At 43.8% G+C, this 14,979-nt stretch carries 18 protein-coding genes, 2 tRNA genes and 1 riboswitch; of the genes, 12 read left to right on the top strand and 8 right to left on the bottom strand.

Translation table 11 applies throughout. From position 1 onward, the window contains the following. The first annotated feature begins 47 nt into the window (after positions 1–47). The 8 genes from WC958_03160 to WC958_03125 all read left to right on the top strand — a co-directional run bounded on the left by WC958_03160 (position 48) and on the right by WC958_03125 (position 4,515). Complete coding sequence (locus tag WC958_03160) at positions 48–839, top strand: DnaJ domain-containing protein (protein ID MFA5629240.1); 792 nt, start codon at positions 48–50, stop codon at positions 837–839. A 93-nt stretch (positions 840–932) separates the two neighbouring features. After that, positions 933–1,005: transfer RNA gene (locus tag WC958_03155), tRNA-Arg, on the top strand. Positions 1,006–1,032: 27 nt separating this feature from the next. Next, positions 1,033–1,614 (top strand): 2-oxoacid:acceptor oxidoreductase family protein, encoded by a 582-nt coding sequence (locus WC958_03150; GenBank protein MFA5629239.1) that lies wholly within the window; start codon positions 1,033–1,035, stop codon positions 1,612–1,614. Continuing rightward, positions 1,607–1,897 carry a 4Fe-4S dicluster domain-containing protein gene (locus tag WC958_03145; GenBank protein MFA5629238.1) on the top strand — a complete coding sequence of 97 codons (291 nt, stop codon included), beginning with the start codon at positions 1,607–1,609 and terminating at the stop codon, positions 1,895–1,897. The genes WC958_03150 and WC958_03145 overlap by 8 nt, the downstream gene beginning before the upstream one ends. Further along, positions 1,897–3,078, top strand: a complete 1,182-nt coding sequence (gene porA, locus WC958_03140; protein ID MFA5629237.1) for a pyruvate ferredoxin oxidoreductase — start codon at positions 1,897–1,899, stop codon at positions 3,076–3,078. Before WC958_03145 ends, porA begins: the two co-directional genes overlap by 1 nt. Beyond that, the gene (gene porB / locus WC958_03135; GenBank protein MFA5629236.1) at positions 3,078–4,034 is read left to right on the top strand and encodes a pyruvate synthase subunit PorB; all 957 of its coding nucleotides are present in this window, start codon (positions 3,078–3,080) and stop codon (positions 4,032–4,034) included. Before porA ends, porB begins: the two co-directional genes overlap by 1 nt. A 1-nt stretch (position 4,035) precedes the next feature. Next, the gene (locus WC958_03130; GenBank protein ID MFA5629235.1) at positions 4,036–4,413 is read left to right on the top strand and encodes a 4Fe-4S dicluster domain-containing protein; all 378 of its coding nucleotides are present in this window, start codon (positions 4,036–4,038) and stop codon (positions 4,411–4,413) included. 29 nt (positions 4,414–4,442) lie between these two features. Beyond that, positions 4,443–4,515, top strand: a tRNA-Pro gene (locus WC958_03125). A 115-nt stretch (positions 4,516–4,630) separates the two neighbouring features. Here the strand turns inward: WC958_03125 and WC958_03120 are convergent. Beyond that, a complete protein-coding gene (locus WC958_03120) occupies positions 4,631–5,038 on the bottom strand; it encodes a hypothetical protein (GenBank protein MFA5629234.1) in 408 nt (135 codons plus the stop codon). A gap of 182 nt (positions 5,039–5,220) precedes the next feature. Between WC958_03120 and WC958_03115 the strand changes: the two genes are divergently transcribed. The 3 genes from WC958_03115 to glp all read left to right on the top strand — a co-directional run bounded on the left by WC958_03115 (position 5,221) and on the right by glp (position 7,526). Beyond that, on the top strand, positions 5,221–5,667 hold the full coding sequence (locus tag WC958_03115; GenBank protein ID MFA5629233.1) for a zinc ribbon domain-containing protein: 447 nt from the start codon (positions 5,221–5,223) through the stop codon (positions 5,665–5,667). A gap of 147 nt (positions 5,668–5,814) precedes the next feature. Beyond that, the gene (locus WC958_03110) at positions 5,815–6,318 is read left to right on the top strand and encodes a molybdenum cofactor biosynthesis protein B (protein MFA5629232.1); all 504 of its coding nucleotides are present in this window, start codon (positions 5,815–5,817) and stop codon (positions 6,316–6,318) included. Then, complete coding sequence (gene glp / locus WC958_03105; protein ID MFA5629231.1) at positions 6,315–7,526, top strand: gephyrin-like molybdotransferase Glp; 1,212 nt, start codon at positions 6,315–6,317, stop codon at positions 7,524–7,526. Before WC958_03110 ends, glp begins: the two co-directional genes overlap by 4 nt. A 13-nt stretch (positions 7,527–7,539) precedes the next feature. On the opposite strand, the gene moaC is transcribed toward glp, so the two are convergent. From moaC to WC958_03090, 3 genes are all read right to left on the bottom strand, one after another. After that, positions 7,540–8,016 carry a cyclic pyranopterin monophosphate synthase MoaC gene (gene moaC / locus WC958_03100; protein ID MFA5629230.1) on the bottom strand — a complete coding sequence of 159 codons (477 nt, stop codon included), beginning with the start codon at positions 8,014–8,016 and terminating at the stop codon, positions 7,540–7,542. Positions 8,017–8,038: 22 nt separating this feature from the next. Next, complete coding sequence (gene moaA / locus WC958_03095) at positions 8,039–9,022, bottom strand: GTP 3',8-cyclase MoaA (GenBank protein ID MFA5629229.1); 984 nt, start codon at positions 9,020–9,022, stop codon at positions 8,039–8,041. A gap of 87 nt (positions 9,023–9,109) precedes the next feature. Further along, a riboswitch (molybdenum cofactor riboswitch) is annotated at positions 9,110–9,231 on the bottom strand. A gap of 275 nt (positions 9,232–9,506) precedes the next feature. Continuing rightward, entirely contained in the window at positions 9,507–10,118 is a 612-nt protein-coding gene (locus WC958_03090; protein MFA5629228.1) for a hypothetical protein, read from the bottom strand. Between the two features lie 116 nt (positions 10,119–10,234). On the opposite strand from WC958_03090, the gene WC958_03085 reads away from it, so the two are divergent. Continuing rightward, positions 10,235–11,140, top strand: coding sequence for a cysteine synthase family protein (locus WC958_03085; protein MFA5629227.1), 906 nt, complete (start codon positions 10,235–10,237; stop codon positions 11,138–11,140). A gap of 4 nt (positions 11,141–11,144) precedes the next feature. Here WC958_03085 and cimA read toward each other — a convergent pair whose 3' ends face one another. The 4 genes from cimA to WC958_03065 form a co-directional block, all read right to left on the bottom strand. Next, a complete protein-coding gene (cimA, locus tag WC958_03080) occupies positions 11,145–12,722 on the bottom strand; it encodes a citramalate synthase (GenBank protein MFA5629226.1) in 1,578 nt (525 codons plus the stop codon). A gap of 11 nt (positions 12,723–12,733) precedes the next feature. Further along, a complete protein-coding gene (gene leuB / locus WC958_03075; GenBank protein ID MFA5629225.1) occupies positions 12,734–13,822 on the bottom strand; it encodes a 3-isopropylmalate dehydrogenase in 1,089 nt (362 codons plus the stop codon). Continuing rightward, positions 13,823–14,317 carry a 3-isopropylmalate dehydratase small subunit gene (leuD, locus tag WC958_03070; GenBank protein ID MFA5629224.1) on the bottom strand — a complete coding sequence of 165 codons (495 nt, stop codon included), beginning with the start codon at positions 14,315–14,317 and terminating at the stop codon, positions 13,823–13,825. A 65-nt stretch (positions 14,318–14,382) separates the two neighbouring features. Beyond that, positions 14,383–14,979, bottom strand: a complete 597-nt coding sequence (locus WC958_03065; protein ID MFA5629223.1) for a class I SAM-dependent methyltransferase — start codon at positions 14,977–14,979, stop codon at positions 14,383–14,385.

Here is a 14,979-nt window from a genome sequence, read left to right as displayed (position 1 = left end):
ACATCAAAATTCATCTGTCACAGCGTTTTATCCCGGAACAATAAATTATGAAAGATTACTATAAAATACTCGGTATTCCCGAAACAGCAGACCAACAACAAATTAAAAGCGCCTTCAGAAAACTTGCTTTTCAATATCATCCGGATAAAAACCCCGGTAACGAAAAAGAGGCCGAGGCCAAATTTAAAGAGATTAACGAAGCTTTTGCCGTACTCGGTGACGAAAACAAAAGGCGCCAGTACGATGCAGCAAAGAGCGGAGGCTTTGCCGGCAGCGGCTATCAGGGTTTTAACTTTTCACAAGAGGATATTTTTAACGGAATTTTTACCAATCAGGCTTTTTACGAAGAGTTAAGCCGTATGTTTAAACAAGCCGGGTTAAGATTCGATAACGATTTTTTCGGCCAAACTTTTACGCAAGGCAATACCACTTTCAGATTTTATACCAATATGGGCAGTGCCGGCGCCGGTTTCGGGCAAGCCGCTTCTCAAAGCGGTTCGGCTAAACCCGGGTTAAGAGAACGGGTTGCCACAAAAATATTAAAGAAATTTTCACAATTTGTACTCAAAAAAGTATTCGGCATCGAATACAAACCGAACTTAAATATCGAAACACAAATTGAAATCCTTCCCCAAGAAGCCTTAGCCGGTGTTGAAAAGGAAATCACTTACCAAAGAGGCAAGCGCAAAAAGAAACTTATTGTCAAAATCCCTTCCGGAATAAAAAATTTGACCAAAATCAGGTTAAGCGGAATGGGTTTAACTTCCAAAAAAGAAAAGGGAGATTTAATCGTTCATGTAAGAATTAACGAACAATCTCCATTGGATTCAGGGTCATAATAGACCAACAATACTTGTAAGAAAACTGTGTAACAAGTTGTAAATAAAAATTTGATTGCCAAAATTTACTTTGATAGGGTAAAATGCTATATTGCCCTCGTAGCTCAGTCGGATAGAGCATCAGCCTCCGAAGCTGGGGGCGAGAGTTCAAGTCTCTCCGAGGGCGGTTATACTATGAAAGGGGTATCTGTATATGGAATCAAATGAACCTATTGCAATAAGGCTCCACGGACGCGGCGGGCAAGGTACCGTAACCATGGCCGAACTGGTGGCTCAGGCCGCAATCGGTGAAGGCAAGTACGCACAGGCCTTTCCCAGTTTCGGACCGGAAAGGAGAGGCGCCCCCGTACAGGCCTACATCCGTATCGACGACAACAAACCCATTCGTAACAGAGCGGGAATCGTTTCCCCCGATATTGTTGTTGTGCTTGATCCCGGCTTGTTGGGTGTCGTTAATGTTACCGCCGGTCTTAAAGAAGACGGTATGCTTATCGTTAATACCCGCCAGAACATAGAAGATTTTGAACTTGAATTGGGCGAAAACCAAGAACTGGCCGTTATCGATGCTACCGCCGTCGCCAGAGAAACACTGGGTGTTCCGATTGTTAATACCACAATGATCGGGGCATTAATTAAAGCCAAAGGTGTCGTTAACACAGACGCTATGCTCGAACCTTTAAACAAAAGGTTTGGTCGATTGGCGGAGAAAAACATCAATGCCATGCAAAAAGCATATGAAACTACCTTGATTAAGGAGAAAAAAACAATTGGCTAAGTCAGAAAATGAATTAACATGGAAAGACATTGAAGTCGGCGCGATTGTTACCGAACCCGGTAACGCCAGCCAATACAAAACCGGTGATTGGCGCTCTGATAGGCCGGAGTACGATTTTTCCAGATGTATCAAGTGCGGCATTTGTCAGATATTTTGCCCCGAAGGCTGTATTGGCACTAATGAAGAGGGTTATTTTGTGGCAGACCTTTTCTATTGTAAGGGATGCGGAATCTGCGCGCAGGAATGCCCGACTTTTGTAATTACAATGAAGGAGGAGGAATAATGTCAAAAAGGGTTGGTGTTGAGGTTTCAATAGCCCTGGGTGATGTCGTTAAAATGGCGGATGCGGATGTTATCTCCGCGTATCCGATTACTCCTCAAACTCATATCGTTGAACATCTCGCGGAACTGGTTGCCAACGGCGAACTTGATGCGGAATATATCCCCGTTGAATCCGAGCATTCCGCTATGAGCGCATGTATGGGCTCCGCCGCCGCCGGTGCGCGAACTTTTACCGCCACGGCCGGCCAGGGGCTTGAATTAATGCACGAATGTTTATATGTTGCCAGCGCAATGAGATTACCGATTATTATGGCGGTTGCCAACAGGGCTTTATCGGCTCCGATTAGCGTTTGGGGCGACCATTCCGATGTTATGGCTTGCAGAGACACCGGTTGGATTCAAATCTTTACCGAAAACGGACAAGAAGTTGTTGATATCGCATTATGTTCTTTCCGTATCGCCGAAGATAACAATGTTTTATTGCCGGTGATGCTCCATTTGGACGGCTTCCATTTATCGCATGTTATCGAGCCGATTATTATGCCCGACCAAGAACAGGTTGATAAATTCCTTCCGAAAAATAATTACCCGTTTGCCTTAAATCCGGCCAAACCCGTGGCAATGGGCGATTTTGCCCCTCCCGCTGTTTATACGGAAGTTAAATGGGCACAAGAGGTAAACTTGCAGAAATCCAAGGAAACGATTCTCAAGGTTTGGGATGAGTTTGAAAATGTTTTCGGTCGAAAATATGAACCGGTCGAAACCTACCGTTGCGAGGATGCCAAGGTTCTGTTAATGACTATGGGCAGTTTCAGCGAAACGGCAATGACTGCCATTGATAAAATGAGAGCAGAAGGCGAAGTCGAAAATATCGGTTTGTTAAGGCTGCGTTTATGGCGTCCGTTCCCGACGGAAGAAATCAGAGAAGCGGTAAAAAATGCCGATGTTCTTATAATTTTGGACAGGGCTTTATCGTTTGGTTCTGCCGGCGGGCCGGTAGGCATGGAAATTAAATCCGCTTTGTATGGCGTTGCCGATAAACCGAAAATCGTTAATTTTGTCGGAGGCTTGGGCGGCAGAGATATTACCGTTGCCAATTTTGAAGAAATTGTCCGCAAAGGTATTGAAATCGCCCAAAACGGCAGCAAAAATGAATTTGAAATATTCGGAGTGAGGGAGTAATGGAAAATTATACGGTTTACGTCCCCAAGATGGTTACCAAAAAAGAAATTCTGGCGCCGGGCCATCGTGCCTGTATCGGTTGCGGTGAAGCGCTGGCGGTCAGGTTGGTTTTTAAAGCCGTTGGGCAAAATGCGATCGTGGTCAATGCAACCGGGTGTGTTGAAATTTTCACATCCCAATTGCCTTATACCTCTTGGCGCGTCCCCTGGATTCATACCCTTTTTGAAAATACGGCAGCGGTTGCTTCCGGAATCGAATCCGCCCGCAAAGCAATGATTCGTAAAGGGATTATTGAAGATAAAAAGACTAAAATCGTTGCCATTGGCGGCGACGGAGCCACAATTGATATCGGTTTACAGGCCCTTTCCGGGGCAATGGAAAGAGGACATGATTTTCTTTACATCTGCTTTGATAACGAAGCCTATATGAATACCGGTATCCAAAGATCTTCGGCAACCCCCTTCGGCGCTTCAACCACCACTTCGCCGGCCGGTAAAGTCAGTATCGGGCAAGTGGCATGGAAAAAGGATATGCCCGCTATTGCGGCGGCACATAATATTCCGTATGTCGCAACCGCAAACCCCAGCTATCCCTTTGATTTAATGGAAAAAGTTAAAAAAGGGCTTGAGGTTGAAGGCCCGGCATATATTCAAGTGCTTTCGGCCTGTCCCACCGGTTGGGGATGCCCCGGTGAGATTTCGGTAAAGCTCGGCAGGCTTGCCGCTAAGACAGGCGTATTCCCGCTATACGAGGTGGAAAATGGTAAATACAGGATTACCGTTGACTTCCCTAAATTGCTCCCTATTACCGAATATACGAGCTTACAGAAGAGGTTCCGTCATTTGCAGCCTGAAACATTGGCGCAAATCCAAGAAAAGATTACTCAAAAATATGAGGAACTGAAAGAAAAAGCCGAAATAAGTAAATGTTCCTGTCAGAAGGAGTCGGAGGACTAATATGGAAGATATAATGTTAAACGACACAAATGACAGATGTACTTTATGTAAAAAATGCGTAGGGATTTGTCGTAAAACGGTAGGCAGAGAGGCCATCAGCTACGTTGAAGACGAGAGCGGCAACGCCTCAATTATTTTTGATTTTGACAAATGTATTGCATGCGGATCGTGTGCGTATGTTTGTGCCGATAATGCGATAATTATTCAAGATATCGATGACGCCAGAATAATGGTTGTTCCCAGCGGGCGCAAGGAGTTTAAATCCAAGCAGTGCACAAAATGCGGTTACTATTGGGCCCCCGAACAACAAATTCAATATATGGCGGAAACAGCCAATCTGCCGCTAAGCAAATTTGATTTATGCCCCGATTGTCGTTAATCTATTGAGTAGTGTTTAAACCAAAATAGCGGGGTGTGGCGCAGTTGGTAGCGCGCAGCGTTTGGGACGCTGAGGTCGGAGGTTCGAGACCTCTCACCCCGACTTTACGATAATTAGTTAAAAGTATTGCTTTATAAACAAAAGGCTGCTGACAAAGTAAATCGTCAGCAGCCTTAGTTTTTGCAAATCAAACGGCACAGTACCGCAAGTTAATTTTTTAGCTCATGTTTTTATTTTCTAATCCGGACAAAAACTCCTGGAAACGGGCGCGCAAGTCTTTATACTCGTTAATAATTTTTTGGCCCTCGGCGGTAAGGATTGCCTGACCCCCGCCAGCTCCGCCCAGCATCTTAATTACAAGCGGCCTGGGAGCCAATCTGTTCATATCTTCAACTTCCAGCCAAGCATTGCGGTATCCCATCTTCATTTGACGGGCGGCGGCGGCAATCGAGCCCAGTTTATCTATCTGTTCTAAGAGTTCAACCCTGCCCCAGCCCATATAAACCTCGCCGTCTTTTTCAACCCACACTTTTCCCTTGGCTCTGTAATGCGATCCGGTACCGGGGTCTCCCGCTAGCGGAACCTCAATAATATCGTGTTCTTCCCTGTTGTCTTTTTTACTCATAAGCGTTATCTCTCAAATATACTAACTGAAATATATTGTAACTTGCAATATCCTTTAATGCAACATCATTTTATTTTTGGTACTCAATTTTGATATATTCACAATTTATATCCTGCGTGATATAATTAGCCGCAGAAGCATATTCCTGTCGGTTTAAGATGTTAATATTGTAGGAGAGGCAAATGATATGCTCCTCTTGCGGGAAAGAAATCGATAAAAAACGTTTCCCGGCAAACATTACTTTTTGTCCTTATTGCGGCGACGAGTTACACGACTCGGAGGATCCGAATGCGTTGCAATTCTGCCCCTATTGCGGGGAAAAACTGATTATCCAATCCAAATTTTGCCCGCATTGCGGAAAGAAATTATTGGCCGGTGAAAGCCCCGCCCCCGCACCCCGCAAACCGGAAGGGAAAAGCTTTATTGAACAAACCGCAAAACCGGTTATCGAATCCCTTAAAGAAAGCTTTGGCCCCGAAAGAAAAATGAGAAAGCTCTATAAACAATGGATTGAATACTCCAATTTACCGCCGGAAGAAATTCCGTCAATCAATAAAGATATCGAATCCAGAAATCAACCGCCGGCGAGTGACCCCCGCCGAAAAACCGACGAAGATTTCCTTTCATAGGTTATCTAAAATTACCTCTTTTTATATTTTTAAGTCTTGGATATATCAATTTAGTTAGCCGATTAATTTAATATGTAGGGTTATTTTTTGCCCTTTACACACGGTATTAGTATAATTAACTACCAACTTGAATAGGATATACAGAATATGGGCTATCATGATCACAAAGAACACTTGCCGGCAAACGTAAGTTGTGCCGTCCTTATTATTTCCGGGTCGAGAACACTCAAAACGGACGAGTCCGGGAAATACATAGTGGCAAAGCTGGAGGAATCCGGTAACATCGTTACCGATTATTCCATTATCGGTAACGACCCCGACCAAATCCTTGGCACTATCGAAAAATTATTTAATGACGGGGTGACACAAGCCATAATCACCAGCGGCGGAACCGGCGCCAGCTCACAGGATATCACAATCGAAACGATTACCCCGATTTTAGATAAAAAAATGGACGGTTTCGGCGAATTATTCAGAACACTTACTTACCAGGAAATCGGCACCGGCAGTATATTAAGCCGGGCAATGGCCGGTATTATAAACGGGAAAGTCATAATATCGCTTCCCGGTTCGCTGGCAGCCGTTAAACTGGCAACCAATAATATTATTATCCCCGAACTGGCTCATCTTGTAAGGGAGGCCTCCAGATGAGTTTTTGGGATACGCCCACCTGTTACGATGAAGCCGACAGTTACGTTTATGCAGCCATCAAACCAATCCTTAGAACGGAAACAATCAATTTAGAAGACAGTTTATATCGAATCTTGGCCGAGGAAATTACCGCCGCCAAGAGCATTCCCCCGTTTAACAGAGCCACAATGGACGGTTATGCCGTAAGAGCCAAAGATACCGTCAGAACATCGCCAGAGGAACCGAAAATCTTTGAAATAATCGATTATGTCTATGCCGGCAGCGTATCCAAGAAAAATATTTGTGCCAATGAGTGTGCCCAGATTACCACCGGAGCCAGAGTTCCCGACGGGGCCGATGCTGTTGTAATGACCGAAAATACAGGCGTAGAAAACGGCAGATTATGTATCTACAAACCAATCAGTTACGGCGAAAACATAGAATTTGAAGGGCAGGATAAAAAACGCGGACGCCAGCTTTTGAAACAGGGAACCCTTATCACCCCGTCTGCAATCGGCTTAATTGCCGGGCAAGGTTTATCAAAGGTTAAGGTTTATGAAAAACCCAAGGTTGCTGTTATTTCCAACGGTGAAGAGCTTGTCGGAATTGATGATATTGTCAAAGACGGTCAAATTTACGATGTTAACTCCTCTGTAATTGCTTCAATTATTAAAGAAAACGGTTGCCTGCCTTTAAAATTCGGGATTGTCGGTGATAACCCTCAGCAAATTAAGGCTATTATCGAAGAGGCGTTAAAAGTAGCCGATTTTGTATTTGTTTCGGGGGGAACATCCAAGGGCGATAAAGACTATTTAACCGAAATATTGCAAAAGCTGGGTAAAGTGCCTTCCCTAAAAATTAAAGGACGCAATATTAAATCGGGGTTACTGGTTATTGCGGACGGCAAACCTGTGTTAAGCACCCCCGGATTCCCGGTTTCCTGCCTGATAAATGCCTATATTCTGCTTGTTCCGGCACTGCGAAAAATGGCGCAAATCCCTCCCGTTTGTACAAAAACTTTTATTGCTAAAATGGGTGATTCGGTTGATATCGCAGACAGCGCCAGGGGGCGTTTCCTGGCAGTCAAAATCGAAGGCTCCGCCGCCTTTCCGGTAGAGCTTACAAATAAGGGGCTGGTTGATATTGCCGGTGCGGACGGATATATTGTTTTAGACAGCGAAACCGCGACACTTCAAAAAGATGCCACGGTTTCCGTTAATTTGTTTTAGATTTTTTTAAAAGCTACGGCTTAACATAGGTTCCGCTTTTCCCGCCGCTTTTCTTTTGCAAGCATATATCTTCGATTGTCATACTGCGGTCAATGGCCTTGCACATATCGTAAATAGTAAGGGCGCTTACCGCAACGGCAGTCATTGCTTCCATTTCAACGCCTGTTTTACCGATACTCTTGGCCATAGCGACAATCTCAATAAAATCATCGCCGATAAATTCAAAATCAACGGTAACTTCGCTCACCAATATCGTATGGCATAAAGGAATTAAATCGGGTGTTTTTTTGGCGCCCATAATTCCCGCAATTCTGGCCGCCGCCAGAACATCGCCTTTTTTCATTCGATTCTGTTTTATTTTATCTAACGTTTCAGGCTTCATGCGAACACCGCCGCTCACAACGGCCTCGCGAACGGTATCGTCTTTCGGTGAAACATCAACCATTTTAGCTTCACCCTTATCGTTAATATGTGTCAGTTCTCCCGTCATTATTACACTCCGCTAAATATTATTACCCGCCTATTTGCCACATCTGTCTCTTTTTGAGATCCATATCTTCCCGTTCGGGATGTTCTTTTTGCTTTAAATGGACAGCCTGCTTAATAATTTCTTCCAATTCTTCGATTGTTGCACCGGCTCTTAGGGGGCCTTTAATATCGATTTCATCGTCACGCATCAGGCACGGCATCAATCTCCCGTCAGAGGTAAGTCTGAATCTGTTACACTCGGAACAGAAATTATGGGTCATTGCACCGATAAAGCCAATCGTGCCCTGTGCATTATCCAATTTATAATACTTGGCGGGGCCGTTTCCGATTGAAACCCCATCCGGCTTCATCTCTCCCAATTCAGCGGTGATTTTCTGTTTTATTTCGTCAATCGAAACCATTTTTTTCTTATCCTCAACAGAATCAACAAACGGCATATATTCTATGTAGCGAATGTTCCAGCCGTCGGTAAGGCTCTTTTTGGCAAAATCAATTATTTCATCATCATTGACGCCCTTAATGGGAACCATATTAATTTTAACCGGATCAAGACCGGCATTGATTGCGGCATCAATCCCTTCCAAAACCTGATTAAGATCACCGCCGCCGGTAATATATTTAAACTTGTCGGGGTTAAAGCTGTCGAGGCTGATATTGACTCTTTTTAAACCTGCATCGGTGAGCTCATCCAAATATTTCTTTAAAAAGAAGCCGTTGGTAGTTAAGGAAATATCGTTGATTCCTTCGATATTATACAAAAGTTCAATCAGCGCCCCGACATCCGGCCTAACCAAAGGCTCGCCGCCGGTAATACGAATGTTTTTGACTCCCAACCTGGCAGCGGCTTTAACAATTTTCTGGATTTCTTTATAGCGTAATATTTCGTCGTGCATCAAATGAGGGGTGAGGTGGGAATTGCAGTAAATGCACCTCATATTACAACGGTCGGTAATTGATATGCGCATATAATTTATGTTGCGATGAAAAGTATCAATCAGTTTTGCCATATTTCCTCCGACAGACTCAAAAAGTATCCCGATTGTAAAATATTCTCTTCAAACAAATACCTCCCGAAGGAGGTACAACAAATTAACAAAAATCAGTATCCCCCCCTTTCCAAATACGGGCAGTATAAAGGTTTCCCACATACCTTAACCGGCTGCAATCCATAGGCAAAAAGCCCTTAGGCGCTTACAGCTCGGAGGGTTTAATAGGTAACATATTTTTAAAGAATCAATCTATGTTTAATATACTATGATAAGCCAAACCTGTCAACAATATAACTTGCTGAATATACCCGACTTGCTTAAGGGTGATTGAATCCGGGATTATTTAAGGAATGAATCATAAATAATGTTTGCGTTGTAACAGATAGTATTTAACAATAGAGCCGGAGGATTTACCGTATATCGGTTTGATTGCATATTAAGATTAACCTATTCGATAGGTATAATCTTTGTTTGAGACCTTTAATATTTTATCGCAAAGGGTTTATTTAATCTCAGCCAGTTCCTTTTTATACTCGTTTAGGTAGTTCGCGTATTGATTTTCTATTTGCATTAAGACCTTATTCCATTCTTCTTTAAACTGAGGCAGGGTTTCAACATTGACTTTAACATTATTTGCTGTGCCGGTCTGTTGGGCCAGCGCTTGGTTAACTTTATCTTGAAATTCCTTTTCCAGCAGTTTGTAAGTTTGATCTTTCTGCTGTTTTCCTTGCGTATTGTAGTGTTCAAAAATGTAATTAATCTTATCAAAAACGGCCGTAACCGTATCTTTATCTTCACTGATAAAAAGCAAACTATCCATAGCTTTGCGGGTATTTTTTTTGCTAATATCGTTTTTGGGTAAGCCGATATTGGCAATTAAGACCTTGCGTGCGCCTTGTAAGATAAACGGCCTGGTTTGATTATCGTATTTTTTAATTTCGTTTTCGATTTCTTTATTGCTGTTTAAGCACGAAGCCGCTAATTTTTCCCCTTCGGGAACATATTTCCAGCCCAGTTTTTCTTCTTCCGAAGCGTCTCCGATTGCCGCAATTTTTTCCATTGCAATTTCATAAAAATTTTTAATATCCGACATAGCGTTTCCTTTATCAAACATTTGCGACAGGCGCCCGTTTATACTATAACAAATTGAGTGCGAATCATAAAGCCGGCGGCAGGTTTAATAGTTGGTTTATTGATGTTATAATTTAGGCAGCAAAAAAGGAGATTGTGATGTATTTTAAGAACGCTCTGGATGCCCTCGGACATACCCCGTTGGTTGAACTTTCGGGATTAACTGAAAACAATAAAGTGCGTATTTTAGCTAAGCTTGAAGGGCAAAATTTGGGCGGCAGCGCCAGTAACAAAGACCGCGTCGCTAAATACATAATCGATAACGCCGTTAAAAGCGGAAAGCTTGATAAAAGCAAAACCATTATCGAGGCCACAAGCGGAAACACAGGCATATCTCTGGCTTGGCTGGGCAAAAAAATGGGTTATGATGTTACTATTGTTATGCCTGAAAACATGAGCAAAGAAAGGCAGCAACTGATTGAAATTTTCGGCGCCGAGCTTATTCTGACCAAGGCAAGCGAGGGCGTACTCGGTGCGATTAATTTGGTTAACGATATGGTTTCCAAAAGCGCAAAGTATTTTGTGGCAGACCAGTTTGCCAACCCCGCTAACCCTCAGGCACATTACGAAACTACCGGAGTCGAAATACTGAACGATTTTCCGTACGATAAAATTGATTACTTTGTTGCAGGAATCGGCACCGGCGGAACAATAACCGGCGTTGCCAAAAGATTAAAAGAAAAATACCCCCAAATGAAAACTATCGGGGTTGAACCGCCTCTTAACGATTGTATTCAGGGATTAAGGTGCCTTGAAACGTTTATCCCGCCGGTGTTGGATTTAGCGCTTGTTAGCGAACGGGTATGTGTTACAAGCAGCGAAGCAAATGAAGCTTGTAAAGCCCTGCTGCAAACTAACGGCATCTTTTGCGGGCAATCATCGGGGGCCAGCGTCCATCAAGTTATCGAAATCGCAAACAGCATCGATGAAGGGAATATCTTAACGGTGCTTCCCGACGGCGGTTGGAAATACCTGAGCCTTGAATTCTGGAGCGGCAAAAGTTAAATCCCTACTTGTTTTTAATTAACCAGTATTCCAGGCTATCGGCCAGCGCCAGCCAACTGGCCTCGATAATATTGGGAGAACTCCCAACGGTCCGCCAGCGGTCAACGCCATCGGTCGATTCTATCAGTACACGCACCTGTGAAGCGGTATTTTTTGAATCAAGAATGCGGACTTTATAATCTACTAACTGAATACAGGAAATTTGCGGATATAACTCTACTAAAGCCTTTCTTAAAGCACGGTCCATCGCATTAACCGGTCCGTTTCCTTCCGATACGGTATGCATTATTTGCCCGTCTACTCTGACTTTTACCATGGCCTCGGAGAGCGGTTCATCACCGTTATGAGTGGTAGGCTTGCGCCGCCTGCTTTCAATGATAACCATATAATCAATTAATTCAAAGGGTGATTGATATTCGGCTTGAGCCCTGTGAACCAGTAAATCAAAAGAGGCTTCGGCGTTTTCGTATTGGAAACCGCGGCTTTCAAGATCTTTAACCGTTTCCAGGAGTTTTTGGGCTTCTTTGCCTTTGGGAGGAAGAACAACCCCTATTTGGCTTGCACGATGAACGATATTGGCCCTGCCGGCAAGCTCGGAAACAAGCATCCGCGATTTATTGCCCACAAGCTCGGGGTCAATATGCTGATAACTGCCCGACCATTTGCTTAAACCGGAAACATGTAACCCGGCCTTATGGCTAAAGGCGCTGCTTCCGACATACGGCAGCGAAGAATTCGGGTTAAGATTAGCCATTTCGTTAATATAACCGGCAATATCCGATAGTTTAGACAGGTTTTCGTCGCTGATGCAATCAATCCCCATTTTCAGTTTCAGATTGGGAATAATAGAGCACAAATTGGCGTTACCGCATCTTTCGCCGTAACCGTTAATTGTACCTTGGATATTTACTGCCCCCGCCTTAACCGCAGCCAGGGTGATTGCCACCGCAAGCTCGCTGTCGTTGTGGGCATGGATTCCGAGCGGAATCGAGGTTACTTCTTTAACCTTTGTTACCACATCAAATACCTCATCGGGGAGAGCCCCGCCGTTGGTATCGCAAAGCACCAAGCAATCCGCTCCCGCTTTTTCGGCGGCAATCAGAACATCCAAAGCATATTGGGGATTATCTTTATAACCGTCAAAAAAGTGTTCGGCATCAATAAAAACGGAAATCCCTTTGCTTTTTAGATAGCGCGTGGAATCGACAACCATATTGATATTTTCTTCAAGCGTCGTTTCCAATACCTGTGTTACCTGACGAGCCGAACTTTTTGAAACCAAAGTTACTATACTTGTTCCGGCTTCAACAAGGGATGCCAAAGTCGGATCGGATTCCGCTTTGCCATTAGCCCTTCTGGTACTGCCGAAAGCAACAAGTTGGGCATTTTTAAGGTTTAAATCCTTAGCCTTTTCGAAAAACTCAATGTCTTTGGGGTTGGCACCAGGCCAACCGCCCTCTATGTAATGCACACCCAGTTCATCAAGTTTAACGGCAATATTCAGCTTATCGATTACAGAAAAAGAAATCCCTTCTTTCTGCGCCCCATCTCTGAGTGTTGTATCGTAAAGCTGTATAGACATTAAACTGTACCTTAAACCCTTTCTGCGATTAAATCGCCCATTTGGCTGGTGGAAACTTTAGTAGAGCCTTCACCTATTATATCATAAGTTCCGTATTTTTCTTCGAGTACCTTTGCAACGGCGTTTTCAACAGCCGCGGCTTCCTCAGAAAGACCAAACGAATAATTAAGCATCATTGCCATACTTAAAATAGTGGCAATCGGATTGGCATCGTTAAGGCCCTTGTGTCGCGGTGCGCTGCCGTGGCTGGGCTCGTACATTCCGAGTGTTCTTTCACCGGCCTTGGGTACCCCTGCCAAACTGGCGGATGCCAGCATTCCCAGTGAACCGCCGAGCATCGAGGCTTCATCGGTTAAGATATCTCCGAATGTGTTTTCGGTAACCAGAACATCCAGATATTTGGGGTTCTGAATAATTCTCATCGCACAGGCATCAACCAGCATATGTTCCAGTTCAACATCAGGATATTCACTTGAAATTTCGATTGCAATTTGACGCCAGAGCCTTGAAGATTGCAAAACGTTCGCTTTATCAACGGAAATCAGTTTCTTCTTGCGAGTACGGGCAATTTCAAAACCGACCCTTACGATACGCGCGATTTCATGTTCTGAATAGACCATTGAATCGACCGCCCATCTGCCGTCGGCTTCCTCCCAGCGTTTTTTGGGCTGCCCAAAATATAAACCGCCGGTAAGTTCACGGACAAAAACAAAATCAACGCCGTCCAAAACACCGGGCTTAAAGTTGGTATGCCCCACAAGCGAGGGATAAGCAAGTACCGGTCTGATGTTGGCAAACAGCCCCAGTTCTTTGCGAAGCGCCAGTAACCCATCTTCAGGGTGTACCGGTTCCTGCGGGTCATCGTATCTGGGATCGCCAACGGCACCAAGTAAAACCGCATCGCTGTTTTTACATTTGTTAATCGTCTCTTGTGAGACGGCAACACCCTCTTCTTCGATTGCCACACCGCCGATAAGCGCATAATCATAATTAAATTCATGACCGTATTTTTTACCGATGGCATCCATTACCTTTACGGATTCAGCAATAATTTCGGGACCAATCCCGTCACCGGGCAAAACAACAACGTTATACTTCATTTAATTTTTCTCCAATCTTTTTTTGGTATATTCGATTAGCCCGCCCGCCGAAATCAATTTGCTCATAAAATCAGGGTACGGTTGAGCAACAAACTCTTTTCCGGTAGTCGTATTTTTTATAATCCCGTTTTCCAAATCCACTTCAAGGATATCGCCGGCGTTGATATTATCCACGGCCTCTTCGCATTCCAATACCGGTAAACCGATATTAATCGAGTTTCTAAAGAAAATACGCGCAAAACTTTTAGCAATAACACAAGAAACGCCGGAAGCCTTAATAGCTATCGGAGCATGCTCTCTGGAGGACCCACAGCCAAAATTAGTGGCGGCAACAATGATATCCCCACAATTCACCTTATTAACAAAATCAAGGTCTATATCTTCCATACAATGCTTCGCAAGCTCGCAAGGTTCCGAAACGTTAAGATAACGCGCCGGTATTATGGCATCGGTATCAACATTTGCCCCGTATTTAAAAACTGTTCCTTTTAACATTAAGAAGCTAACTCCTTTATAAAAATTCTAAACTCTAACATCAAAACCGTCTACCCGGCGGAAATTTAAACCGCTTTTTGGTAAACCGCCTCGTAATTTTGGCAAACCAATAAATTATTGGCTGCCGAATAAATCTCGGTAAAATTATTATCCGTAAAAAAGCCTTCTATTTCATCGATATCGACTGATTCCAGCCCAAAACTGTAAGAAGATTCCTTATCCATGCTTGAAATAGCTTCCGGATAAATAACTTCGGCGCCGATAAAATAGCCGCCGGGCCTTAAAACGCGGTTAACCTCGGCAAGCGCTTTTTGCCATCCGTCGATATGATGTAAGACACCAAACGACAAAACAACATCAAAACTGTTGTCTTCAAAAGGCAGTTCCAAAGCATCGGCAACAATAAATTTTAAATTAGGCCTGTTTTTAATCTTTTTCAAATTCTCTTGAATTTGTTTATCGTCAATATCCAGCCCGATTATATTTCCGTCGTATGTCTCGGCAATATATTTGCTGACCGCCCCCGTCCCACAGCCGATTTCGAGCAAATCGGACTTATCGGCAATTTGAACAAGTTTTAATAATTCTTTTGCCAACTTTAAGACTCTTTTTCTGCTCCACGGGCTGTTATTAAGGAGCTTTTCCAAACCGAGCATTTTCAT

It is taken from the genome of Dehalococcoidales bacterium (assembly GCA_041656115.1).
Lineage (GTDB): Bacteria > Chloroflexota > Dehalococcoidia > Dehalococcoidales > UBA5627 > UBA5627.
Note: the sequence above shows the minus strand (reverse complement) of the source record. Positions and strands in the feature narration are given on the sequence as shown.

Excerpts from the sequence above, each read along its gene's own strand:
- WC958_03160 (MFA5629240.1), top strand. The coding sequence starts at position 48 with ATGAAAGATTACTATAAAATACTCGGTATTCCCGAAACAGCAGACCAA.
- WC958_03150 (MFA5629239.1), top strand. The coding sequence starts at position 1,033 with ATGGAATCAAATGAACCTATTGCAATAAGGCTCCACGGACGCGGCGGG.
- porA (MFA5629237.1), top strand. The coding sequence starts at position 1,897 with ATGTCAAAAAGGGTTGGTGTTGAGGTTTCAATAGCCCTGGGTGATGTC.
- porB (MFA5629236.1), top strand. The coding sequence starts at position 3,078 with ATGGAAAATTATACGGTTTACGTCCCCAAGATGGTTACCAAAAAAGAA.
- WC958_03130 (MFA5629235.1), top strand. The coding sequence starts at position 4,036 with ATGGAAGATATAATGTTAAACGACACAAATGACAGATGTACTTTATGT.
- WC958_03120 (MFA5629234.1), bottom strand. The coding sequence starts at position 5,038 with ATGAGTAAAAAAGACAACAGGGAAGAACACGATATTATTGAGGTTCCG.
- WC958_03115 (MFA5629233.1), top strand. The coding sequence starts at position 5,221 with ATGATATGCTCCTCTTGCGGGAAAGAAATCGATAAAAAACGTTTCCCG.
- WC958_03110 (MFA5629232.1), top strand. The coding sequence starts at position 5,815 with ATGGGCTATCATGATCACAAAGAACACTTGCCGGCAAACGTAAGTTGT.
- glp (MFA5629231.1), top strand. The coding sequence starts at position 6,315 with ATGAGTTTTTGGGATACGCCCACCTGTTACGATGAAGCCGACAGTTAC.
- moaC (MFA5629230.1), bottom strand. The coding sequence starts at position 8,016 with ATGACGGGAGAACTGACACATATTAACGATAAGGGTGAAGCTAAAATG.
- moaA (MFA5629229.1), bottom strand. The coding sequence starts at position 9,022 with ATGGCAAAACTGATTGATACTTTTCATCGCAACATAAATTATATGCGC.
- WC958_03090 (MFA5629228.1), bottom strand. The coding sequence starts at position 10,118 with ATGTTTGATAAAGGAAACGCTATGTCGGATATTAAAAATTTTTATGAA.
- WC958_03085 (MFA5629227.1), top strand. The coding sequence starts at position 10,235 with ATGTATTTTAAGAACGCTCTGGATGCCCTCGGACATACCCCGTTGGTT.
- cimA (MFA5629226.1), bottom strand. The coding sequence starts at position 12,722 with ATGTCTATACAGCTTTACGATACAACACTCAGAGATGGGGCGCAGAAA.
- leuB (MFA5629225.1), bottom strand. The coding sequence starts at position 13,822 with ATGAAGTATAACGTTGTTGTTTTGCCCGGTGACGGGATTGGTCCCGAA.
- leuD (MFA5629224.1), bottom strand. The coding sequence starts at position 14,317 with ATGTTAAAAGGAACAGTTTTTAAATACGGGGCAAATGTTGATACCGAT.
- WC958_03065 (MFA5629223.1), bottom strand. The coding sequence starts at position 14,979 with ATGAAAATGCTCGGTTTGGAAAAGCTCCTTAATAACAGCCCGTGGAGC.